This window comes from Streptomyces sp. NPDC021019, assembly GCF_044333295.1.
In the GTDB taxonomy this organism is placed as follows: Bacteria; Actinomycetota; Actinomycetes; order Streptomycetales; family Streptomycetaceae; genus Streptomyces.
In genome coordinates, this window is sequence record NZ_JBIRQR010000001.1 from 1,106,585 (window position 1) to 1,128,337 (window position 21,753).

Consider the following 21,753-nt stretch of genomic DNA (forward strand, 5'->3'; position numbering starts at 1 on the left):
CCGAACAGCCGGAGCGGTCGGAGCGGCCTCGACGGTCCGTACGGCCGGGGCGACAGGAGCCTTCCGGGCTGTTGCTGCGGCACCCGGACGGCAGTTCGTTCCGGTTCGATCCGGGCGCGCTCTGTCTGGAGCTCCTGCCGACCGGGGGGCCGGGCGCGCTGGCGTACTTCGAGGTGCTGCACGAGCCCGCCGACCTGCTGCGCTGGGCGGAGGAGAGTCGGCTGCCGGACGGGCTCGGTCCGGGCGGCGAGGCCGGTGCGGGTCCGGGCCCGACGCTCGTCGTGAGCGCGCGGGAGGTGGCGGACGCGCGTGTTCTGCGCGATGCGCTGTGGCGGCTGGCGGAGAATCATGTGGCCGGGGGGCCGCCCGGCCCGGACGACCTCGCCACCCTCAACGGCGCGGCGGCGCACCCGCCCCTGACGGCCCGGCTCGCCCCGGGCGGGGAACGGGAATGGGCCCCCGGCGGCACCGGGACCGGGCTGCTGTCCACCGTCGCCCGCGATGCGGTCGAGCTGTTCACCGGGGCGTTCGCCCACCGGATCCGCACGTGTGGCGCGCACGGCTGCCGCCTGCTCTTCGTCGATACCTCCCGGCCCGGCAGGCGCCGCTGGTGCTCCATGGAGCGCTGCGGCAACCGTCACAAGGTCCGGACCCACCGCGCCCGCCTCCTCGCCGACGCCGACGAGTGAAGAGCGCTCTGCGTCCGCCCTGTGGCCGACGGTGACTATCTCCGTGCATAGGTCACGAAAATCTATGTTCGCCGGAGTAGACATTGGGTGGTGTTGTGGTTATGGTTTCTCTTGTAGCCCACAGAGACAGAAGGGCCCGGCAGAGACGAACTGCCGGGCGGCAGTACAGCAGTTGCCGTTAGTGGGACGGTGTGGTGGCGGAGTTTCGAAGCCAGGGTTGTTGCAGGACGGCGACGGGGCTGGCGACCGCACCGGGTGGCCCGCAGTGATCAGGGGCCGCCACCAGCAGTACCGCGATTCACGCAGGAGCAGTACCAGCAGTAGGCAAGTGATTTTTTCCAGAGGAAGAACGGAGGAGCGAGGCGCCATCGGGATCGCCCGGGCGGAGTGATGAGCCCGGGTACCGCAGGACATCGATAGTGAGGTGGTCTCCGGTCAAGCAACCGCGATCCCCGCGACCCCGGCGAATTGCAGGCCGGGCCAGCGGAAACAGAAGGTCGGCCCAGTGAACAGGGCCGACGGATGGTGTTAGCAGTTCCTTCGGGGCCCGAGTGCCGTACGGCACTCGGGCCCCTCCACGCGTTCCACAGAGAGGTGCAAATGACAGCAGGCGACTCGTTCGGACGTCTCGACGACGACGACTATCCCGCCTACACGATGGGCCGGGCCGCCGAGATGCTCGGTACCACGCAGGGCTTTCTCCGAGCTATCGGAGAAGCCCGCCTCATCACCCCGCTGCGTTCCGAGGGCGGGCACCGCCGCTACTCCCGCTACCAGCTGCGCATGGCCGCACGAGCTCGGGAGCTCGTCGACCAGGGCACTCCCATCGAGGCCGCCTGCCGCATCGTCATCCTTGAGGACCAGCTCGAAGAAGCCCAGCGCATCAACGCCGAATACCGCAAGGCCGCCGCATCGGAGAACCCGTCGACCGCAGGCTGAGGCGCCGTCGCCCCCCTGCCCGGCCCTGACCCGTGTCGGGGCGGGCGCGAGTGGGCGTGGACCGGTACCGGCCTGTCGCCCGAGCGATACCGGCGGGCCGGCTCCATCATGAGCGCGGCCCGTCGGCCTCGGTCCGCATCGTGTCGCCCGGACCGAAGAGCGCGGCGGTGGTCGCGGCAGCGGCGGCAGAGTGGCAGCGGCGGCGGCGAAGGGGCTTGTGGCACCCCTCGGGCTCTCCGATCAGCCGGCTTGCCGCGCCCCGGTGGACCCGGCTCCCCTGCCCGGGACCTGTCCGGCCTCGTCGACGATGGCGTGCTCGATCTCGGCGGTGCTGTGGAGGAGGGTCCCGGCCTTCGCGTACGGGGCGTCCTTCGTCCGGTACATGCGGGAGCCGAGGAAGGAGTGGTCGTCCTTGTCGAAGACCCACTCGGTGCGGTTGCCGTGTGTGGTGTCCTCGCGGGCGATGCCGAGACCCGTGCGGCCGATGGCGTCCTTGGCGGCCGGCGCCTCCTCGACACCCGGGATGTCCGCCGCCGCACGGTAGAGGGCCGCGGCCGTCTTCGGCGGCAGCACCCCGCCGAGCAGGACGCCGATCTGCTCGAAGACGATCTGGTCGGTTTCCTGCTCGGCGTCCTTCGGGACGTGAGTACGGAGGTAGGTCAGCAGTTCGTCCGGGTCGGTGGGCAGCGAGGCGAGCCAGTGGTAGGTGGGGCGGGACAGCCCGGCAGGAGTGCCGTCGTCGTCCCCGAGCTGGGCGTTGCTGACCTCATCCTTTCCATTGACCCGGGTCAGCCCGATCTTCTTGAGGGGGCGCGGGTCCTGTGGCGCCCAGCCCTCCGTCTCGGTCAGCGGGCTCAGGACGGCCTTGCCGCTGCCGATCTCGGCCTCCCGGACCTTGGAGCGGGTGTAGAGGAACTGGTCGTCCCGTACGACGGGCGCCTCACGCGTGAGGGCGACGGTCGAGAGACGGTGGAGAAGGCCGTCCGTGCTCCGGGTGGCCGTCGCCCTCGTCGTACGGTCCTCGCCGTCCGTACCGAGGGCCAGACCGCCCGCGAGGATTCCGGCCAGGGCCATCGCCGACACGGGGACGAGGAGGGCGGGGCGCAGGAGCCGGCCCGCGGGGCGGGGGGCGGGCCGAGCCGGACCGGCACGGCGGGAGTCGGCGTCGATGTGGTTCATCAGGAGTTCCTTCTGGTGACGGAATCGCTCGGGCGACAGGTCCTCGGTCACCGGTGGGGGAAGCAGCCGGGCCAGGTGCCGGGCTGCGCCGTCGTTCCTGCTCTCAGGAGAGGCGGCGTCTTCGCGGTTCATGGGGTTTCCTCCCGCACGGGCTGGGTCGCGATTGCGGCTGTATTCCTTACCTCTCCGTGGACTCCCGCGGGTTCCCGGTTTCTTCGCGGGGGTTCCGCACCTTCCGTCTGCTCCGCGATCCGGGCGAGTTTCCCGCGGGCGCGGGAGAGACGGGAGCGCACCGTGCCCACCGGGACGCCGAGCGCGTCGGCGGTCTGCTCGTAGTCCAGTCCGGACCACACGCACAGGGAGAGCACCTCCCTCTCCTGGCGACGCAGCTGACCCAACGCCGCCGAGACGGCACGCAGGCGGCTCCGGTCGTCCAGCCGGGACGCCGCCTCCGCCGAGAAGTCCGCCACCGGGGCGGGCGGTGGCTGACGGGCCAGGAAGGCAAGCCGCCGCCGCAGCCCCCGCCGGGTGTTCTCACACTTGTGCGTGGCGATGCCGAGAAGCCAGGGCAGGGCGGAGCCCCGGCCCTCCTCCAGCCGCTCCCTGCCCTGCCAGGCGGCCAGGAAGGTGTCCGCCATGATGTCCTCGGCAGTCGACCAGTCACCTGTCAGCCGCAGCGCGTGACGGTAGACGGCCTGGGCGCAGCTGTCGTACAACTCGGCGAAGGCTTCGCGGTCTCCCGCGTGCAGGCGCCGGCGCATCTCGTTCTCCGAGATCTCCGGGTCCTGGGTGCCCAGGGTGCCGTCGGTGCCGTTGATGCCCTGAGGATTCTCCGGGGTCTCTGATTCTGGTGGTTCCCTCACACCGGGTATCTCTCCGCGACCATGCACCCGTTCCTGTGACCCGCGCCACAACGTCCCCTGCCGACGGGCGGTCAGGCGGCGGGGGTGGACGTGCGGTCCGCCCGGAAGAGCCTACGGACCGCCCGTGACGCGGTGCCGGTCCCCCTGTCAGGGGCGTCGATTCTGCCGGTGGTCGGGGCCGTCTCCCTCCGGCGGGCGGGAAATGCCTCAATACCTATGGTCACGAGACGAGGATTAAATGTTTCGCGCGGACAGTGTGTTTGGCGCGGTGAACAGAGTGCGATATTCGACCGTACGCGGGACCGCTACCGCATGCTACTGTCGGCTTCAGTTGCAGTTGTGATTCCCAAAAACTTCGACGCTTTCGTCGGCATTTCAGCTACGGAAAGTGTTCTGTATTTCCGGTCATTCTCCGGTCGGGGCATCATTGCGGCGACCCGGTATCCGTCGATTGCGGGTTCCGGTGTACTGCCCCAGAGGAGATATGACATGGCGTCCGGCACAGTGAAGTGGTTCAACGCGGCCAAGGGTTTCGGTTTCATCGAGCAGGACGGTGGCGGCGCCGATGTGTTCGCCCACTTCTCGAACATCGCCTCCCAGGGCTTCCGTGAACTGCTCGAAGGTCAGAAAGTGACCTTCGACATCGCGGCTGGCCAGAAGGGCCCGACGGCCGAGAACATCGTTCCCGCCTGACGCGTACTTCGTAGCTGGGGCCCGCATCCCTCGGGGTGCGGGCCCCAGCTGCGGGCTTTCCCCGGGGGCTTTCCCGGGGGCTTTCGTCTGTGGGGCGACGATTCCCGTGAGCCCGCCACCGGAAAGACAGTGAGGGCCCGAGCGGCAGGCGCCGGTCGGGCCCTCGGCGCGGGCAGAAGTATCTCAGCGGGCAGCGGCGTGGTCTCTAGTGGTCGGAGTAGCTGAAGTCGCCCATGGTCCAGGCACTGACGTCATCGATCGACACGCGGTACATCCCGCCCGTCTCCGGGATTCCCACCGTGCCCTGCAGGATCCGCGCCACGTGGAAGTGCAGATGCGTGGGCGCTTTCTCCACGGGCGTCGGGGCGGTGAAGACGGCGGAGAATTCGCTCAGGCGGGCCGAGTCGGCCAGGACCTCCGACACCCGCTGCCTCCAGATGGCTTCGGGAGCCAGCCGCCCCGTGATGACAGCACCACCGGCGACCACGGTCAGGGTCATCTGATTGCTGTGCCCGGACTCCACCAGGGCAGCGATATCAACAAGCAGTTCGTCAGGCTTCGACATGGGGGCAACTCTATGCAACGCGGTCCGGCCGGTTCGAGGGGTGGGCCGTCACCGGCTTCGGCGGTGCCGGGTCAGTGCCCCCGGACCTCGCGCGGGGGGAGGCCGGCGCAGGCCGGGCAGGTGTGCCGGTCGATCGCGGCCAGCAGGCGGGTGGCAGCCGTGCGCACGGTCCGCACCGGGGAGGGGCCCCCGGCCTCCGACGCGCCGGGCGCGGCGCCCAGCCGGGCGGCCGTGGAGCGGCCCGCCGCCACCGCGTCGTGCGCGGCACGGGTCCAGGCGGGATGCTCGGGGTTCCCGGCCGCCAGGATCGTGGCGAGCAGGTCCAGGACGCCCGCCCGGTCCCTGACCGTGTCCGTCGCCGCCAGCTCCCAGAGAAACGGCACCGCCGCCGCCGTCGAGTCGAAGACGGGCGGGGTGCCGATCCAGCGCTCCAGATCGCTCAGCGCCTCGTCCGAGGTCGGCGCGTCACCCCAGGCGATCCGCGACAGCACCCCGGGAACCTGGGACGCCGAGCCGTACGCGTGTTGCAGCTCGTGCCACCGCACGTTCCTCATGGCCCCCAGGACAGTCCCCATCCGGGCACTCAATCAGCCTTTACCGCACGGCGTCCACCATGCCGGGGGACCGTTCCGCGGACCGGCCCGTTCCGTGGAGCCGACGCAGATACTCCCGTACGGAGCCGGCGTCGTCCGCCGGGGCGACCAGGCCCACGTGGTGGTCGGGTCGGACGACCACGATGGCGCCCGTGCCGGTATGACCGGAGGCTTCCGTTCCGTACGCGGCGGCCGCGTGGCCCGCGTCGTCGACCACCGCTACCGCTCCCGGCTCCGCCCCGGCCCGGTCCTCGTGCGCCGCGTACACCCGGCAGACCCGCACCCCGGCGTCGCCGTACGCGTCCGCCGTCCCGCGCAGCACCGCCGCGCTCCCCGGGCCGAAACCGAGGACGGTGGTGAGGGGGCCCGCGAAGACGCGGTGCAGCCGGGTCCGTGCCCCGGTCGCGACGTCGGCACAGGGGGCGTCCGGGGCGCGGTCCCCGGCGCGCGAGCCGGGCCGGCCGGCCTCCGCCCGGCGGTCCCCGACGGCCAGGGAGCTCCAGCGGTAGCCGACACCCAGGCCGGTGGTGTCGGCGGTGAACGCCGCGTCCAGACCGCCGCCGGGGCGACGGATCGCCTCCAGGGTGGCCCGCAGCCGCTCCGATGTGAGGTCCAGGGTCCGGGCGGCCACCGGAAGGCGCTCCTCCTCATAGGTGTCCAGCAACTGCGCGTCCGCGTGACCGGCGAGCACCGTCCCCAGCTTCCAGCCCAGGTTGAACGCGTCCTGGAGGCCGGTGTTCATCCCGAGGCCGCCCGCGATGGCGTGCACATGCGCCGCGTCGCCCGCGAGGAGGACCCGCCCCACGCGGAACCGGTCCGCCATCCGGACGTTGACCCGGTACGTCGACAGCAGCTCCGCCCGCGTCAGGGCCGGGCCGGGCAGGGCGGTGTGGTGGGCGAGCAGCCGCCGGAACCCGTCGGCGGTGGGCGCGAGCGGCCGTCCCCGGCCGTCCCGCTCCGGCCCGGCCTGGAACCACCAGCCCGTCCGCGTGCCGGGGATCGGGCAGAGCATCACCGCACCGCCCTCGTCGAACCACTGGTGCCAGCGGGTGCGGTCCAGGGCGCCCGCGGCCAGGTCGACATCGCCGCAGACCATCACCTGGTCCTCGTCGGTGGTCCCCTCGAACCCGACCCCGAGCAGCTTCCGTACGGAGCTGTGGGCGCCGTCGCAGCCGACGACGTACCGCGCCCGCCCGGCCGGTCCATCGGCGTACGTGATGTCGACGTGGCCCCCGTCGCCGTCATCGTGACGGGCCTGCGTCAGCCCCACGACCTCGCGGCCCAACTCCACGCGGACGCCGTACCCGGCCAGCCGGTCGCGGAGGATGGCCTCCAGCCGCCACTGGGCGATCAGCCACCCCCGGTCGTAGGGCGCGTCGGGCGAGGGCGCGGAGTCCGCCCACGGATCGGTCTCCGCGACCGGGAGGCGGTCGCGGTACTTGAGCATCGGCAGCGGGGCCGAACCGGCGGCGAGCACCTCCTCGACCACTCCCAGATCGTCCAGGATCTCCAGTGACCGGGGGTTGGGGCCCTTGGCGCGCGAGGTGCGCGGCGGGGCGGGGGACCGGTCGACGATCCGTACGGCCGCGCCGCGCCGGGCCAGGTCGCAGGCCAGCACCAGCCCGGTGGGTCCCGCTCCCACGACGAGTACGTCGGTCACGTCCATGCTTCTCCTTCGGTCGCGCTCCCGGTCCATCCAGGACAGCGAAGCGCAACCAAGTAAGAAAAGCAACTAGGTAACCTTTTGTTGTGCGGGGCCGCCCTGCGGTGTGGGCGTCGGGTCCTGCGTCGTGGCTGCGGGGCCCTGGGCCGTGGCCGCAGGGTCCGGGAGGACGGCCGCGGGAGCGGCGCCCGCCGTCGCCAGCAGCTTCAGGGCGAGCGCCCGGTTGCGTCGGGCGGTCCGCAGCGCGTCCCAGGTCAGCAGCGACAGTGCCAGCCAGACCAGGGCGAATCCGGCCCACCGCTCGGGCGGCATCGACTCGTCGAAGTACAGGACACCCAGCCCGAACTGGAAGACCGGGGCCAGATACTGGAGCAGCCCCAGCGTGGACAGCGGCACCCGGACCGCCGCCGCACCGAAGCAGATCAGCGGCACCGCCGTGACGATGCCCGTCGCGGCGAGCAGGAACCCGTGCCCCGCGCCCCCGGTCGTGAACGTCGACTCGCCGGTGGCGACGAGCCAGAGCAGGAAGCCGAGCGCGGGCACGAAGAGCACGGCGGTCTCGGCGGCCAGCGACTCCAGGCCGCCCATGTCGACCTTCTTCTTCACCAGGCCGTACGTGGCGAACGAGAACGCCAGTACCAGCGAGACCCAGGGCGGCTTGCCGTAGCCGATCGCCAGGACGAGGACGGCTACCAGCCCTGTGGCGACCGCGGCCCACTGGACCGGCCGCAGCCGTTCGCCCAGCAGCAGGACGCCCATGGCGATGGTGACCAGCGGATTGATGAAGTAGCCGAGCGAGGCCTCCACGACCTGGCCGTTGTTCACGGCCCAGATGTAGAGGCCCCAGTTGACGGTGATCGTCGCCGCCGCGACCGCTATCAGGCCCAGCTTGCGCCGGTCGCGGACCAGCTCGCCGATCCAGGACCAGCGGCGGACGACCAGCAGGGCTACGGCGACGACACCGAGCGACCAGACCATCCGGTGCGCGAGGATCTCGATCGCCCCGGACGGCTTGAGCAGCGGCCAGAACAGCGGGACCAGGCCCCACATTCCGTACGCGCCGATTCCGTACAGCAGGCCTGCCCGCTGTTCGTTCTTCCCCTCCACGTGCCCTCCCGGCCCGGCCGCGCGCCGGCGGTTCCGCCGACGGCACGACGGTAGCGCCGGAACGGCTTCATGTCATAGCCGTCTCACGGAAACACTCATGACAGGCGCCCTGTGCGATGAGGCGGGCGAGGGGCGCGGGGACGCGCTCGGCACGGTGGGTCAGGGGTGCGTCGAGAGCCAGGCGGTGCGCAGGGGGGCGGGGCTCAGGCGGCGGGCAGGGCGGCGCGCACGGTCTCGGCGAGGGGCGTCGTCGGGCGGCCGATGAGCCGGGCGAGGTCGCCGCTCGTCCCCGCGAGCCGCCCCCGTCCGATCGCCTCGTCCACGTCCACGAGGATCGCGGCGAAGCCCTCGGACAGTCCGGCACCGACCAGGACCTTCTGGTGTGCGGCGGCCGGCACGTTCTTGTACGTGATCTTCTCGCCGGTCAGCTCGGACAGCAGCGCGGCGTACTCGGCGAGCGACCAGGCGGTGTCGCCGCTCAGCTCGTAGGCGGTGTTCAGGTGGCCGTCGCCGGTCAGTACGGCGGCCGCCGCGGCGGCGTAGTCGGCCCGGGAGGCGGAGGCGACGCGGCCCTCGCCCGCGTTGGCGAGCACCGCGCCGTGCTCCAGGACCGGGGCCAGATTGGCGGTGTAGTTCTCGGTGTACCAGCCGTTGCGCAGGAACGTGTACGGCAGCCCGGAGTCGAGGATCAGCTGCTCGGTGGCCTTGTGCTCGTCGGCCAGTGTGAAGTCCGCGTCGGGCCCGCCGAGCACGCCGGTGTACGCGAGCCGGTCGACGCCCGCCGCCTTCGCCGCGTCGACGACCGCGGCGTGCTGCGGCACCCGCTTGCCCACCTCGCTGCCGGAGATCAGCAGTACCCGGTCGCCGGGCCGGAAAGCTCCGGCGAGGGACTCGGGGCGGTCGTAGTCCGCGATGCGCAGCTCCACGCCGCGGGCGGCGAGCGCGGCGGCCTTCTCCTTGTCGCGCACGACCGCGACGACCTCGCCGGCCGGGACCTCGGCCAGCAGGGCGTCGACGACGAGGCGGCCGAGTGTGCCGGTGGCTCCGGTGACGACGATGCTCATGAGGGTCTCCGATTCGGTGGTTCGATGATGCGGTTTCGGTGGTTCGGTCCGTTTCCGCCCTTCGGTTACGACCCTACGGGTAGCGCTAACTGCTGGAAAGTACCCACTTTGAAGTAAGGTACCGGCATGGCGGAGAGCGCGGAGATTCCACGATCGAGCCGTCCGGGCGAAGGCCGTGGTGCGGCCCTGTCCTCTCTCCTGGCCTGGGACGTCAACCAGCCCATGTGTCCGTCCCGGCTGATCCTGGAGCACGTGACGAGCCGTTGGGGCGTCCTCGTGCTGGCGGCGCTGCTGGAGCGTTCGCACCGCTTCAGCGAACTGCGCCGCGCGGTGGGCGGGGTCAGCGAGAAGATGCTGGCCCAGACGCTCCGGACGCTGGAGCGCGACGGCTTCGTCCACCGGGACGCGAAGCCGGTGATCCCGCCGCGGGTCGACTACACGCTCACCCCGCTCGGCATCGAGGCCGCCGAGCAGGTCTGGGCGCTCGCCCGCTGGACCGAACGCCAGGTGGGCGCGGTGCAGGCGGCACGCGAGGCATACGACAGGGCCCGGGCCTGATCCCCGTGGGAGATCGGGCCCGGGCCCCGGGCGGTGCGCGTGCGGTCCTCGCCCGGCCTCAGCCGACGACGGTCCAGGTGTCGTTGCCGGCGAGGAGCGAGCCGAGGTCGCCCTTGCCGTTCTGCTCGACGGCGGCGTCGAGCTGGTCGGACATCAGCGTGTCGTAGACAGGCCGTTCGACGCTCCGCAGCACCCCGATGGGGGTGTGGTGCAGGGTGTCCGCGTCGGCGATCCGGGACAGCGCGAACGCTGTCGTCGGCGACTCCGCGTGGGCGTCGTGGACGAGGACCTGCGAGCGGTTCTCCTCCGTGACGGCCACCACCTTCAGATCGCCGGTGGCCGGATCGCGCACGACGCCCTTGGGCTCCTGGGAGCCGAAGAGGATCGGCTGACCGTGTTCGAGGCGGATGACGGCCTCCGCGGCCTGTTCCTTGTCCTTGAGGACCTCGAAAGCGCCGTCGTTGAAGATGTTGCAGTTCTGGTAGATCTCCACCAGCGCCGTGCCCGAGTGCTCGGCGGCCGCGCGCAGCACGCTGGTCAGGTGCTTACGGTCGGAGTCGACCGTGCGCGCCACGAACGTCGCCTCCGCTCCGATGGCGAGGGACACCGGATTGAACGGCGCGTCGAGCGACCCCATCGGCGTCGACTTGGTGATCTTGCCCAGCTCGGACGTGGGGCTGTACTGGCCCTTCGTCAGCCCGTAGATCCGGTTGTTGAAGAGCAGGATCTTGAGGTTGACGTTGCGGCGCAGGGCGTGGATGAGGTGGTTGCCGCCGATGGAGAGGGCGTCGCCGTCGCCGGTGACGACCCAGACCGACAGGTCACGCCGCGAGGTGGCGAGCCCGGTCGCGATGGAGGGGGCGCGGCCGTGGATGGAGTGCATCCCGTAGGTGTTCATGTAGTACGGGAAGCGGGAGGAGCAGCCGATTCCGGAGACGAAGGTGATGTTCTCCTTCGCGAGGCCCAGCTCCGGCATGAACCCCTGGACGGCGGCGAGCACCGCGTAGTCGCCGCAGCCGGGGCACCAGCGGACCTCCTGGTCGGACTTGAAGTCCTTCATGGACTGCTTCGCCTCGGCCTTGGGCACCAGCTGCAGGAGGTCGTTGTGGTGCAGTTCCTCGGTGTCAGGCATCGATGGCCTCCTTGAGGGCCGTGGCGAGCTGCTCGGCCTTGAACGGCATTCCGTTGACCTGGTTGTAGCTGTGGGCGTCCACCAGGTACTTCGCCCTGAGCAGCAGGGCGAGCTGGCCGAGGTTCATCTCCGGGACGACGACCTTGTCGTAGCGCTTCAACACCTCGCCGAGGTTCTTCGGGAAGGGGTTGAGATGGCGCAGGTGGGCCTGGGCGATGGGTTCCCCCGCGGCCCGCAGCCGACGCACCGCCGCGGTGATCGGCCCGTACGTCGATCCCCAGCCGAGTACCAGGGTGCGGGCCCCGGCGGGGTCGTCGACCTGGAGGTCGGGGACCTCGATGCCGTCGATCTTCGCCTGACGGGTGCGGACCATGAAGTCGTGGTTGGCCGGGTCGTAGGAGATGTTGCCCGTGCCGTCCTGCTTCTCGATCCCGCCGATACGGTGCTCCAGGCCCGCCGTACCGGGGACCGCCCACGGACGGGCCAGGGTCTCCGGGTCGCGCTTGTAGGGCCAGAACACCTCTGTCCCGTCCGCCAGCGTGTGGTTCGGTCCGCTGGCGAAGGGGGTCTTCAGATCGGGCAGGGTCGACGTCTCCGGGATCCGCCACGGCTCGGAGCCGTTGGCGAGGTAGCCGTCGGAGAGCAGGAAGACCGGGGTGCGGTAGGCCAGGGCGATCCGGGCCGCTTCGATCGCGGCGTCGAAGCAGTCGGCCGGAGTCCGGGGAGCCACGATCGGAACCGGGGCCTCACCGTTCCTGCCGAACATGGCCTGCAACAGATCGGCCTGCTCGGTCTTGGTCGGCAGCCCGGTCGACGGCCCGCCCCGCTGGATGTCGATGATCAGCAGCGGCAGCTCCAGGGAGACCGCGAGACCGATCGTCTCCGACTTCAGCGCCACCCCCGGGCCGGACGTCGTCGTGACGCCCAGCGCCCCGCCGAAGGCCGCGCCCAGCGCCGCACCGATCCCGGCGATCTCGTCCTCCGCCTGGAACGTCCGCACACCGAAGTTCTTGTGTCGCGACAGCTCATGCAGGATGTCCGAGGCCGGAGTGATCGGATACGACCCCAGATACAACGGCAGCTCCGCCAGCTGCCCGGCCGCGATCAGCCCGTAGGACAGGGCGAGGTTCCCCGAAATGTTGCGGTAGGTGCCGGTGGGAAAGGCCTGCGAGGCCGGGGCGACCTCGTAGGAGACCGCGAAGTCCTCGGTCGTCTCGCCGAAATTCCACCCCGCCCGGAAGGCCGCCACGTTCGCCTCGGCGATCTGCGGCTTCTTCGCGAACTTCTGCCGCAGGAACGTCTCCGTCCCTTCGGTCGGCCGGTGGTACATCCACGACAGCAGGCCCAGCGCGAACATGTTCTTCGACCGCTCGGCCTCCTTGCGAGGCAGCCCGAACTCCTTCAACGCCTCCAGCGTCAACGTCGTCAACGGCACCGGATGGACGTTGTAGGCCTCCAGCGAACCGTCCTCCAGTGGACTGGTCGCGTACCCCACCTTCGCCATCGGCCGCTTCGTGAACTCATCGGTGTTCACAATGATCTCCGCGCCGCGCGGAACGTCGTCGATGTTCGCCTTCAACGCGGCCGGGTTCATCGCGACCAGGACGTTGGGGGCGTCTCCCGGGGTCAGAATGTCATGATCGGCAAAGTGGAGCTGGAAGGAAGAGACCCCCGGCAGGGTGCCTGCGGGGGCGCGGATCTCGGCCGGGAAGTTCGGCAGCGTGGAGAGATCGTTGCCGAAGGAAGCGGTCTCCGAGGTGAACCGGTCACCCGTGAGCTGCATACCGTCACCCGAGTCGCCCGCGAAACGGATGATCACCCGGTCCAGGCGACGGATCTCCTTCCCGTCGCCGCCCGTGGTTCCCGTCGTACCTGACAGGGGGGCTCGTTGACCCCCGAGGACGGCGTCGTTGGCCTCTTCGGCCTTCTCTGCCGCGCTACTGACCTGGCTCGTCACTGAACTGGACCTCCCTTGGGCGGCGGTTCGGAACCGTCCGGCCAGCCGGCGATCCCAGAGGCCACCCTACGTCCGCGTAGGTGACCTTCCAGGGACCGATCATATGGTGGACGCTATTTTGAGACACCCTTTGATTAAGGTTTGTCACGTTTTGCAAGCCCCCTGATCGCGAGATGAAGACGGCCGCCCTCTGGGTCTTTTGTCCTAGGTCCCCGCAGGTCCCTCCTGTACCGCTCCCAGTCCCTCCCGTGCCGCTCGCGCTTCGGTCGGCCTCTTCTTGATCAGAGGTGCCCGCCCGACACCCGCCGGACACCCCTGGACCCGCGCGACGGTCGCGATGCGCCCCGGGGTGCTCCCGGAGCGCCCCGGGAGCACCCCGGGCGCAGTCTCGGAGCGTCGCCGCGGCTCCGAGGGTGTCCGTGGCTCGCGTTCCGCCTCGGTGAGAACCTGACGGGGCGTCAGAAGCCAGGGGGTCAGGGTGCCAGACGTCTAGGAATTCAGGTAGGTCAGCACAGCGAGGACGCGCCGGTGGTCCCCGTCGCTGGGCGAGAGCCCCAGCTTCTGGAAGATGTTGCTGACATGCTTCTCGACCGCCCCATCGCTCACGACGAGCTGGCGGGCGACCGCGGAGTTCGTCCGGCCCTCGGCCATCAGCCCCAGGACCTCCCGCTCGCGCGGCGTCAGCCCGGCCAGCACGTCCTGCTTGCGGCTGCGGCCCAGCAGCTGCGCCACCACTTCCGGGTCCAGTGCCGTCCCGCCCTGCGCCACCCGGACGACGGCGTCAACGAACTCGCGGACCTCGGCCACCCGGTCCTTCAGCAGATACCCCACCCCGCGGCTGCTGCCCGCCAGCAGCTCGGTGGCGTACTGCTCCTCCACGTACTGGGAGAGGACCAGCACTCCGATGTCCGGGTAGTCCTTCCGCAGCCGCACCGCCGCGCGCACGCCCTCGTCGGTGTGCGTCGGCGGCATCCGCACATCGGCGACCACCACATCGGGAAGCGCCTGCTGGGCGTCGAGGTCCGCCACGGTCTTGAGCAGCGCCTCCGCGTCCCCTACTCCCGCCACCACGTCGTGCCCGAGATCGGTGAGCAGACGGGTGAGCCCCTCCCGGAGCAGGACCGAATCCTCGGCGATGACCACGCGCACTCTGTTCTCCACGTTCTCCACGACTGCGAGTCCCCCACTGTTCCGAATATGCCGCGTTCCCCGCGACCCCGCACGCACCACGCCCGACCACCACGCACCGCGCCCCGACCGCACAAGCATCTCAGGGCCCGGACACGGATGGGGTCCCTGTGGATAACCCACGCGGACCCGCCGCCCGGTCGGCGCGGCCCCGCACGCTCCGGGCGCGGACGGCCGCATGCTCGGCCCCGGGCACGGACGGTCGTATGCCCCGGACGATCCCGGCCGTGCGTGCCTGACGGCCGCGGTCTCTAGCCCTGACGGTCGCGGTCGTAGCCCTGACCGTCGCGGTCGTAAGCCCCGTCGCCGGACCGGGAGACCGGGAGGCCGGGCGAAGGGGCGTACGACCGCGGAGAGGGGGACGAGGGGTGAGTGGGGAAGCCGGGTGGCGGGGGAGTAAGGAGAAGTGGGGGGGGTGGAGGAGCGGGGGGCGGAGCAAGGAGGAGCAGTACAGGTGCGGGAGACGGGGGAACAGGGAGAGGTGCGGGAGACCGGGGGCGAGGCGCGAGCAGACGCCGCGCTCGGGTCAGCCGCGCCAGGGCAGCTCCGCCGTGACCGTCGTCGGGCCGCCGGCCGGGGAGTCGACCACGAGGACCCCGTCCACGGCGTCCAGCCGCTCCGTCAGTCCCGCCAGGCCGCCGCCCGAGGCCGGTGACGCCCCGCCCCGGCCGTTGTCGGTGACCTGGAGCATCAGCCGGTCGGCCGCCCGCCACACGTCGACCGTGGCCCGGGTCGCACGGGCGTGCTTGCTGATGTTCTGCAGCAGCTCGGAGACGGTGAAGTACGCGATGCCCTCGATCGCCTGCGCGGGCCGCGAGTCCAGGTCCACCTCGACCGTCACGGGCACGGTGCAGCGCGAGGCTATCGCGGAGAGCGCGGCGTCCAGGCCCCGGTCGGTGAGGACGGCGGGGTGGATCCCGCGAGCCAGGTCGCGCAGCTCCTGGAGGGCGACCTTGATCTCGCCGTGGGCCTCGTCGACCATGCGGGCCGCGGCCTCGGGGTCGTCGGTGAGCTTCTCCTTCGCCAGACCCAGATCCATGGCGAGGGCGACCAGGCGGGCCTGGGCGCCGTCGTGCAGGTCGCGCTCGATGCGGCGGAGGTCGGCGGCGGCGGTGTCCACGACCACGCCCCGGTCCGACTCCAGCTCGGACACCCGGGTGGCCAGCCGGGACGGCCCCAGCAGACCGGTGACCATCAGCCGGTCCACCGACAGCAGCCCCCGCACGATCCACGGCGCGGCCAGCACGAGCGCGAGGCCCACCGCCCCGGTCACCGCCAGCTCGCCCGGCGAGTCCAGATACTCCTGGTGGGTGCGGTCCCCGTACAGCTGGAGACCGTCCTGCCCCCCGAACACCGGAAAGAGCCAGAACCACAGCGGGTACGTCAGCGCCGCCAGGCCGTACGTCCAGAACGTGATCGCGACGACGAACGTGAACGTCGCCCACGGGAAGTGGAGCAGCGTGTACAGCAGGTGCCGCCAGGACGCCCCGCTCTTGAGGATCGCGCCCATCCAGGACAACGGACCGCCGGTCTTCCCTCGCACCCGCTCCGGATCCGCGACCGCCACGCGCAGCAGCCCACGCGCCCGGTGCCGCTCCAGTGCACCGAAGCCCCGGCAGACGGCGAGACCGGCGGCGAGGACCGGTATCCCGACGAAGGTGACCAGCAGGCCCGCGCTCAGCGACGTCATGGTGACCGCGAAGACGAACGCCGCCGTGGCGAGCGGGAAGCTCAGCAACGTGTAGAGCAGCTCGCGCCAGGCGCGGGCCTCCAGCGGCGCGCGCAGGGGCGCCGGGAGGAAGTGCTTCGCCGGGGTCTTCGCCCCGAAGCCGGGGCCGGAACCCTGATGCTGCCGGTCCCGTGTGTCCGGTCCGTATGCCGTGGCCATGAGTTCCGTCCGTTCCGTCTCTGTCTGAAGTCTCTCAGTGGGTTGTGCGTGGGGCAGTGGGCTTGTGCGTGGAGAGGCCTGCGCCGCGATGGTGCCGGAGGCGGCCCGTCACCCCGGACCGTTCTCCCTCAAGGGTCCTGGCCGGCGGCCTCCGCCGCCATGAGGTCCCTCTCCGTATCCGCCCGGGGGTTTTCCCCACCCCCGGACGCCGGGCGGTCAGGCGGCCGGCCGCGCTGCGGCCCGGTCGCGCCAGGGCAGCTCGGCGGTGACGGTCGTCGGCCCGCCCTCCGGCGAGTCCAGGACGAAAACCCCGTCGACCGCGTCGAGCCGCTCGGCGAGGCCCGCGAGACCCGTACCGCCGCCCATCCGGGCCCCGCCCCCGCCGTCGTCCGTGACCTGGAGCATCAGCCGGTCCGCCGAACGCCACACGTCGACGGTGGCCGACCGCGCACCGCTGTGCTTGCTGACGTTCTGAAGCAGCTCCGAGACGGTGAAGTACGCGATGCCCTCGATGGCCTCCGCCGGCCGCCCGCGCAGCCCCACCGACACCTTGACCGGAACCGTGCAGCGGGAAGCGATGGCGGAGAGCGCGGCGTCCAGGCCCCGGTCGGTGAGGACGGCGGGGTGGATCCCGCGAGCCAGGTCGCGCAGCTCCTGGAGGGCGACCTTGATCTCGCCGTGGGCCTCGTCGACCATGCGGGCCGCGGCCTCGGGGTCGTCGGTGAGCTTCTCCTTCGCCAGGCCGAGCCCCATGGCGAGGGCGACCAGGCGGGCCTGGGCGCCGTCGTGCAGGTCGCGCTCGATGCGGCGGAGGTCAGCGGCGGCGGTGTCCACGACCACGCCCCGGCCCGACTCCAGCTCGGCGATGCGCCGCTCCAGCTCGTCCGAGGGCGACAGCAGCCCGCGCGCCATCGCCCGGTCCACCGTCGTCAACCCGCGTGCGATGAACGGCAGCACCGGCCACAGGACGAACAGGCTCGCCAGCGTCACCGCGAACGTCAGCACCCCCCATGGCAGTCGGATGAACCCGTACAGCAACGCCCGCCAGCCCACCGGGTCCTTGAGCCCCGCCCACAGCCGGACGAAGAACCCCTGCCCCTGGTGGCCGCGCGCCAGCGGACTCGGCTCCTCGACCTGTACGCCGAGCATCCGCCGCGCCCGCCACCGCTCCATCCGGCCCAGGAGCCGCGCGCCCTGGAGCCCGCCGACCAGCAGCGGCAGCCCGATCACGGTGACGGAGAGCCCGGAGCCGACAGCGATCACGACCACCGTGTAGACGAACCCGACGACGGCCAACGGCAGATTGGCGAGCAGATACGCGACCTCCCGCCAGGCCCACCGGTCGAGGGCGAAGCGGGCGGGCGGCAGCCGGGCGGGATCCGGCACGGAAGGGCTCATGGTCATACACACAGCCTGCCGGGCCGCACTCGCGCACACCATGGGGCTCATGGGTGGGGTGAAGTAGGGATAACCCCACCTGATGCCCGACGCGGCTGCTTACGCTCCGTTTATCAGGCCCTAGACTCCCGTGCGTACAGAACAGAGCAGGTACACGGTACGGATGCGGACGACGAGGGAGCGAGGGGCGGGCGTGACCGACGTTACGGACGTGACCGGCGTGGCGGACGCGGTGGGCATGACCGGGGTACCCGGCGCGTCCGGGGTGTCTGAGGCATCCGGGGTCTCCGGCGTATTCGGGGTATCCGGAATTCCGGTGGACGGGTCCACCGCACTCGCATCGGAGTACTTCCAGAGCTATTCGGTCATCGGCCTGCTCGCCCTGGTCGGCGTCCTGTTCGTGGCCGTGGCCTTCGGGGCCGGACGGCTGCTGCGTCCCGTCGTCCCCACCCCGGAGAAGCTCCTCACCTACGAATGCGGCGTCGACCCCGTCGGCGAGGGCTGGGCGCACACCCAGGTCCGCTACTACGTCTACGCGTTCCTGTACGTGATCTTCGCCGTCGACTCCATCTTCCTGTTCCCGTGGGCCACGGTGTTCGCGGCGCCCGGATACGGTGCGACGACCCTGGTCGAAATGTTCATCTTCCTCGGCTTCCTGGCCGTGGGACTGCTCTACGCATGGAAGAAGGGCGTCCTCGCATGGGACTGACGAGCCGGCCGACCTCCGCGTCGCAGCAGCCCGCGCCCCCGCCTCCGCCCCCGACCTCGTCCGATGCGGTCCTCCTCCCCGAGCCGAAGCGCCTCGGCGTGCTCTCCCGGCTCGCACCGGAGCCGATGAAGGTCGTCCTCAACTGGGGCCGCCGCTACAGCCTCTGGGTCTTCAACTTCGGCCTCGCCTGCTGCGCCATCGAGTTCATCGCCGCGTCCATGGCGCGCCACGACTTCATCCGGCTCGGCGTGATCCCGTTCGCCCCCGGCCCCCGCCAGGCCGACCTCATGATCGTGTCCGGCACGGTGACGGACAAGATGGCCCCGGCCGTGAAGCGGCTCTACGAGCAGATGCCCGAACCGAAGTACGTCATCTCCTTCGGTGCCTGCTCCAACTGCGGCGGCCCCTACTGGGACTCGTACTCCGTGACCAAGGGCGTCGACCAGATCATCCCCGTCGATGTGTACGTACCCGGCTGCCCGCCCCGGCCGGAGGCCCTGCTCCAGGGCATTCTCAAGCTCCAGGAGAAGATCGCGCGCGAATCCCTCGCCGAGCGGTACGCCGCCGGGGCCACGGACGGGGGCCCGTCCACCGATGCCCTGCGCAGCGGCCTGGTGGCCGCTCCGACGGCACCGGCTCCGACGGCACCGGCCTCGACACGAGATGAGGAGCGGCGATGAGCGACAGCGACCAGCAGACGGGATCCGCGGCCGACGCCTACGACCGGCTGCCGGACGCGGTCACCGACCTGTTCGGCGACGAGGCCACGGCAGAGTCCGCGTACGACCTGCTGACTGTCGACGTCCCCGCCGCCGCCTGGCTCACCGCACTGCGGACGGCCCGCGACGAGCTGGGGTGCAGCTACTTCGACTGGCTCAGCGCCGTGGACGAACCGGGCACGGGCTTCCGTGTCTGCGCCCATGTCGCGGCCCTGGGCCGGGGTACGGTGCGGCGGCTGATGGTCCGCACGACCGTGCCGCACGACGCGGCGGCCCTGCCCAGCGCCATCGACGTCTACGCGGGCGCCGCGTGGCACGAGCGCGAGACGCACGAGATGTTCGGCGTCGCGTTCGACGGTCACCCCCACCTCGTACCGCTGCTCCTGCCGGAAGGCTTCGAGGGCCACCCGCTGCGCAAGGACTTCGTCCTTGCCGCGCGCGTGGCCAAGGCTTGGCCCGGGGCGAAGGAACCGGGGGAGCCGGCGGAGGGTCACGCCGGTCCCAGGCGTCGCGCGATGCTCCCGCCCGGGGTGCCCGACCCGAACGAGTGGGGCCCCCTGAAGGGCCAACTCCCCCCGGCCGCCGCCCGCCCGGGCCGAGCGGCCCGCCCCGCGACCGACCGACCGCCCCGCCGCACCCGCACCGCCGGCGAGGGCTCGGCGGCCCAACGCCCCACGCCGGCGAGCGCGGCGGAGACGCCTGCGGCGACCGGCACGGAGGCCATCCCCGCGGCGACCGGAGCGGAGAGCCCGACAGCGATCGATGTGGAGCATCCGGTGGCGCCGGAGGCGTCCGCACCTCCGCAGACGCCCCCGACGATCCGTCCGCGCCGCTCGCGGTCGGCGTCGGAAGGTTCGGCCAGCCAGAGTCCGGAGCAGGGCGCGCCGACGACGCCCCCGTCCCGGCCCGCACGTCGCGCCCGCTCCGCCTCGGACGGCTCGGCCAGCCAGCGTCCGGCGTCGGACGCGCCCGGGAACGCCCCGGGGCCGCCACCCCGGGTGCGCAGCACAGACGCACCGTGGCACGACGCCCAACCGGCCTTCGCCGACGCACCCTCCACCATCGGCGAGGCCGCCGAGTCCGAGGGCGAGCCCTCACTCCCGGACGAACCCACGCCCGCCTCGGACGAACCCACGCCCGCCTCGGACGAACCCACGCCCGCCTTGGACGAACCCACCCGTTCCCCGGACGAGGCCACCCCGGACGAGGCCACCCCCGACAAGTCGGCCCCCGCCCCAGAGCGGCCCGCCCCAGACCACCCCGCCGGAGGCGATTCCGAGTGAACGACGTTCTCGACGTCGCCCTCCGTCTGGCCATCGTCTTCGTCGTGTTCCTGGTCGCCCCCCTCCTCGTGGGTCAGACGGAACACAAGGTGATGGCCCACATGCAGGGCCGCCTGGGGCCCATGTACGCAGGCGGCTTCCACGGCTGGGCCCAGCTCGTCGCGGACGGTGTGAAGTTCGCGCAGAAGGAGGACGTGGTCCCGGCCGCCGCCGACCGCCGCGTCTTCCAGCTCGCCCCCGCCGTCGCCCTCCTCCCGTACCTCCTCGTCCTCGTGGTCATTCCCGTCGGCCCCGGCGAGGGCGCGGTTGGCCAGGCCGTCGACGCGGGCATCTTCTTCGTGCTCGCCGTCATGGGCATCGGCGTCCTCGGCTCGCTCATGGCGGGCTGGGCCTCCGCCAACAAGTTCTCCCTCCTCGGCGGCCTCCGTACCGCCGCTCAGCTCCTCTCCTACGAGCTGCCGATGCTCCTGACCGCCGCCTCCGTGGCCATGGCTGCCGGGACGGTCTCGCTCACCGGCATCCTCGACGCCTTCGAGTGGTGGTGGCTGCCCTGGCAGATCGTCGGCGCGCTGGTCTTCTTCGTGGCCGGCCTCGCCGAACTCCAGCGCCCGCCGTTCGACATGCCGGTGGCGGACTCCGAGATCATCTTCGGCGCGTACACCGAGTACACCGGTCTGCGCTTCGCCCTGTTCCTCCTCGCCGAGTACGCGGGCATCGTCGTCCTGTGCGCGCTGACCACCGTCCTGTTCCTGGGCGGCTGGCACGGCCCGCTCGGCGCCGACGGATTCGGCTGGATCTGGACCATCCTCAAGACCGCCCTTCTCGCGTTCGTCGTCATCTGGCTGCGCGTCAGCTACCCGCGTCTGCGTGAGGACCAGTTGCAGAAGCTCGCCTGGACCACCCTCGTCCCGCTCGCCCTCGCGCAGATCGCGCTCACCGGCATCGTGAAGGTGGCGATCAACTGATGCCCCCGATCCCCGGATCCGGCCTGGCCAAGGGCCTTGCCGTCACCCTGCGCACGATGACGAGGAAGACCGTCACCGCGCAGTACCCGGACACCCAGCCCGAACTCCCTCCTCGCTCCCGCGGCGTCATCGGGCTGTTCGAGGAGAACTGCACGGTCTGCATGCTCTGCGCCCGTGAGTGCCCCGACTGGTGCATCTACATCGACTCCCACAAGGAGACATCGCCGCCCGCCGCCCCCGGTGGCCGTGAGCGCAGCCGGAACGTCCTCGACCGCTTCGCCATCGACTTCTCCCTTTGCATGTACTGCGGTATCTGCATCGAGGTGTGTCCCTTCGACGCACTGTTCTGGTCGCCCGAGTTCGAGTACGCGGAGACGGACATCCACGAACTCACCCACGAGCGCGACAAGCTCCGCGAGTGGATGTGGACCGTGCCGGAGCCGCCCGCCCTCGACCCCGGAGCCGAGGAACCGAAGGAGATCGCCGCGGCCCGCAAGGCAGCGGACAAACTCGCCGCCCAACGCGCTCAGGAGCAGCGGGAGCAGCAGGAGCAGCGGAACCAGCAGCAACAGGCAGACGAGAAGGGAGGAACCCCGTGATG

General features: G+C 71.3%; 21 protein-coding genes. 9 read left to right on the forward strand and 12 right to left on the reverse strand.

The window, feature by feature from the left end:
* Positions 1-71: 71 nt before the first annotated feature.
* Both ACH4RG_RS05165 and ACH4RG_RS05170 read left to right on the forward strand, forming a co-directional pair.
* Positions 72-689 (forward strand): CGNR zinc finger domain-containing protein, encoded by a 618-nt coding sequence (locus tag ACH4RG_RS05165; protein WP_397927843.1) that lies wholly within the window; start codon positions 72-74, stop codon positions 687-689.
* 600 nt (positions 690-1,289) lie between these two features.
* Entirely contained in the window at positions 1,290-1,628 is a 339-nt protein-coding gene (locus ACH4RG_RS05170) for a MerR family transcriptional regulator (RefSeq protein WP_397919797.1), read from the forward strand.
* 240 nt (positions 1,629-1,868) lie between these two features.
* On the opposite strand, the gene ACH4RG_RS05175 is transcribed toward ACH4RG_RS05170, so the two are convergent.
* Both ACH4RG_RS05175 and ACH4RG_RS05180 read right to left on the reverse strand, forming a co-directional pair.
* On the reverse strand, positions 1,869-2,939 hold the full coding sequence (locus tag ACH4RG_RS05175) for a CU044_5270 family protein (protein WP_397919799.1): 1,071 nt from the start codon (positions 2,937-2,939) through the stop codon (positions 1,869-1,871).
* Positions 2,936-3,568, reverse strand: coding sequence for an RNA polymerase sigma factor (locus ACH4RG_RS05180; RefSeq protein WP_397920544.1), 633 nt, complete (start codon positions 3,566-3,568; stop codon positions 2,936-2,938). Before ACH4RG_RS05180 ends, ACH4RG_RS05175 begins: the two co-directional genes overlap by 4 nt.
* Before the next feature lie 591 nt (positions 3,569-4,159).
* Here ACH4RG_RS05180 and ACH4RG_RS05185 point away from each other — a divergent pair.
* Positions 4,160-4,363 carry a cold-shock protein gene (locus ACH4RG_RS05185; protein WP_397919801.1) on the forward strand — a complete coding sequence of 68 codons (204 nt, stop codon included), beginning with the start codon at positions 4,160-4,162 and terminating at the stop codon, positions 4,361-4,363.
* Positions 4,364-4,568: 205 nt separating this feature from the next.
* On the opposite strand, the gene ACH4RG_RS05190 is transcribed toward ACH4RG_RS05185, so the two are convergent.
* From ACH4RG_RS05190 to ACH4RG_RS05210, 5 genes are all read right to left on the reverse strand, one after another.
* Entirely contained in the window at positions 4,569-4,928 is a 360-nt protein-coding gene (locus ACH4RG_RS05190) for a hypothetical protein (protein WP_397919803.1), read from the reverse strand.
* 71 nt (positions 4,929-4,999) lie between these two features.
* Positions 5,000-5,503, reverse strand: a complete 504-nt coding sequence (locus tag ACH4RG_RS05195) for a hypothetical protein (RefSeq protein ID WP_397927741.1) — start codon at positions 5,501-5,503, stop codon at positions 5,000-5,002.
* 19 nt (positions 5,504-5,522) lie between these two features.
* Positions 5,523-7,187 carry an FAD-dependent monooxygenase gene (locus ACH4RG_RS05200; protein ID WP_398539141.1) on the reverse strand — a complete coding sequence of 555 codons (1,665 nt, stop codon included), beginning with the start codon at positions 7,185-7,187 and terminating at the stop codon, positions 5,523-5,525.
* Between the two features lie 66 nt (positions 7,188-7,253).
* On the reverse strand, positions 7,254-8,291 hold the full coding sequence (gene rarD, locus ACH4RG_RS05205; protein WP_397919809.1) for an EamA family transporter RarD: 1,038 nt from the start codon (positions 8,289-8,291) through the stop codon (positions 7,254-7,256).
* A gap of 203 nt (positions 8,292-8,494) precedes the next feature.
* Entirely contained in the window at positions 8,495-9,355 is an 861-nt protein-coding gene (locus ACH4RG_RS05210) for an SDR family oxidoreductase (protein ID WP_398539142.1), read from the reverse strand.
* A gap of 222 nt (positions 9,356-9,577) precedes the next feature.
* Between ACH4RG_RS05210 and ACH4RG_RS05215 the strand changes: the two genes are divergently transcribed.
* On the forward strand, positions 9,578-9,913 hold the full coding sequence (locus tag ACH4RG_RS05215; RefSeq protein ID WP_397920546.1) for a winged helix-turn-helix transcriptional regulator: 336 nt from the start codon (positions 9,578-9,580) through the stop codon (positions 9,911-9,913).
* Between the two features lie 58 nt (positions 9,914-9,971).
* On the opposite strand, the gene ACH4RG_RS05220 is transcribed toward ACH4RG_RS05215, so the two are convergent.
* The 5 genes from ACH4RG_RS05220 to ACH4RG_RS05240 form a co-directional block, all read right to left on the reverse strand.
* Complete coding sequence (locus ACH4RG_RS05220) at positions 9,972-11,045, reverse strand: 2-oxoacid:ferredoxin oxidoreductase subunit beta (RefSeq protein ID WP_265599910.1); 1,074 nt, start codon at positions 11,043-11,045, stop codon at positions 9,972-9,974.
* Positions 11,038-13,002: a 2-oxoacid:acceptor oxidoreductase subunit alpha gene (locus tag ACH4RG_RS05225; protein ID WP_397927745.1), complete on the reverse strand. Its 1,965-nt coding sequence runs from the start codon at positions 13,000-13,002 to the stop codon at positions 11,038-11,040. The genes ACH4RG_RS05220 and ACH4RG_RS05225 overlap by 8 nt, the downstream gene beginning before the upstream one ends.
* Positions 13,003-13,491: 489 nt before the next feature.
* Positions 13,492-14,151, reverse strand: a complete 660-nt coding sequence (locus ACH4RG_RS05230; protein WP_265603865.1) for a response regulator transcription factor — start codon at positions 14,149-14,151, stop codon at positions 13,492-13,494.
* 565 nt (positions 14,152-14,716) lie between these two features.
* Positions 14,717-16,078 (reverse strand): sensor histidine kinase, encoded by a 1,362-nt coding sequence (locus tag ACH4RG_RS05235; RefSeq protein WP_398539143.1) that lies wholly within the window; start codon positions 16,076-16,078, stop codon positions 14,717-14,719.
* 216 nt (positions 16,079-16,294) lie between these two features.
* Positions 16,295-17,482, reverse strand: a complete 1,188-nt coding sequence (locus tag ACH4RG_RS05240) for a sensor histidine kinase (RefSeq protein WP_398539144.1) — start codon at positions 17,480-17,482, stop codon at positions 16,295-16,297.
* Between the two features lie 187 nt (positions 17,483-17,669).
* Here ACH4RG_RS05240 and ACH4RG_RS05245 point away from each other — a divergent pair, with 187 nt between their 5' ends.
* The 5 genes from ACH4RG_RS05245 to ACH4RG_RS05265 are packed head-to-tail and all read left to right on the forward strand — an operon-like array spanning position 17,670 to position 21,751.
* Positions 17,670-18,185, forward strand: coding sequence for an NADH-quinone oxidoreductase subunit A (locus ACH4RG_RS05245; protein ID WP_397927747.1), 516 nt, complete (start codon positions 17,670-17,672; stop codon positions 18,183-18,185).
* On the forward strand, positions 18,176-18,865 hold the full coding sequence (locus ACH4RG_RS05250; RefSeq protein ID WP_397919819.1) for an NADH-quinone oxidoreductase subunit B: 690 nt from the start codon (positions 18,176-18,178) through the stop codon (positions 18,863-18,865). The genes ACH4RG_RS05245 and ACH4RG_RS05250 overlap by 10 nt, the downstream gene beginning before the upstream one ends.
* Positions 18,862-20,187 (forward strand): NADH-quinone oxidoreductase subunit C, encoded by a 1,326-nt coding sequence (locus ACH4RG_RS05255; RefSeq protein WP_398539145.1) that lies wholly within the window; start codon positions 18,862-18,864, stop codon positions 20,185-20,187. Before ACH4RG_RS05250 ends, ACH4RG_RS05255 begins: the two co-directional genes overlap by 4 nt.
* Complete coding sequence (locus ACH4RG_RS05260; protein ID WP_397919823.1) at positions 20,184-21,152, forward strand: NADH-quinone oxidoreductase subunit H; 969 nt, start codon at positions 20,184-20,186, stop codon at positions 21,150-21,152. Before ACH4RG_RS05255 ends, ACH4RG_RS05260 begins: the two co-directional genes overlap by 4 nt.
* Positions 21,152-21,751, forward strand: a complete 600-nt coding sequence (locus tag ACH4RG_RS05265; protein ID WP_397919825.1) for a NuoI/complex I 23 kDa subunit family protein — start codon at positions 21,152-21,154, stop codon at positions 21,749-21,751. Before ACH4RG_RS05260 ends, ACH4RG_RS05265 begins: the two co-directional genes overlap by 1 nt.
* Positions 21,752-21,753: the final 2 nt, after the last annotated feature.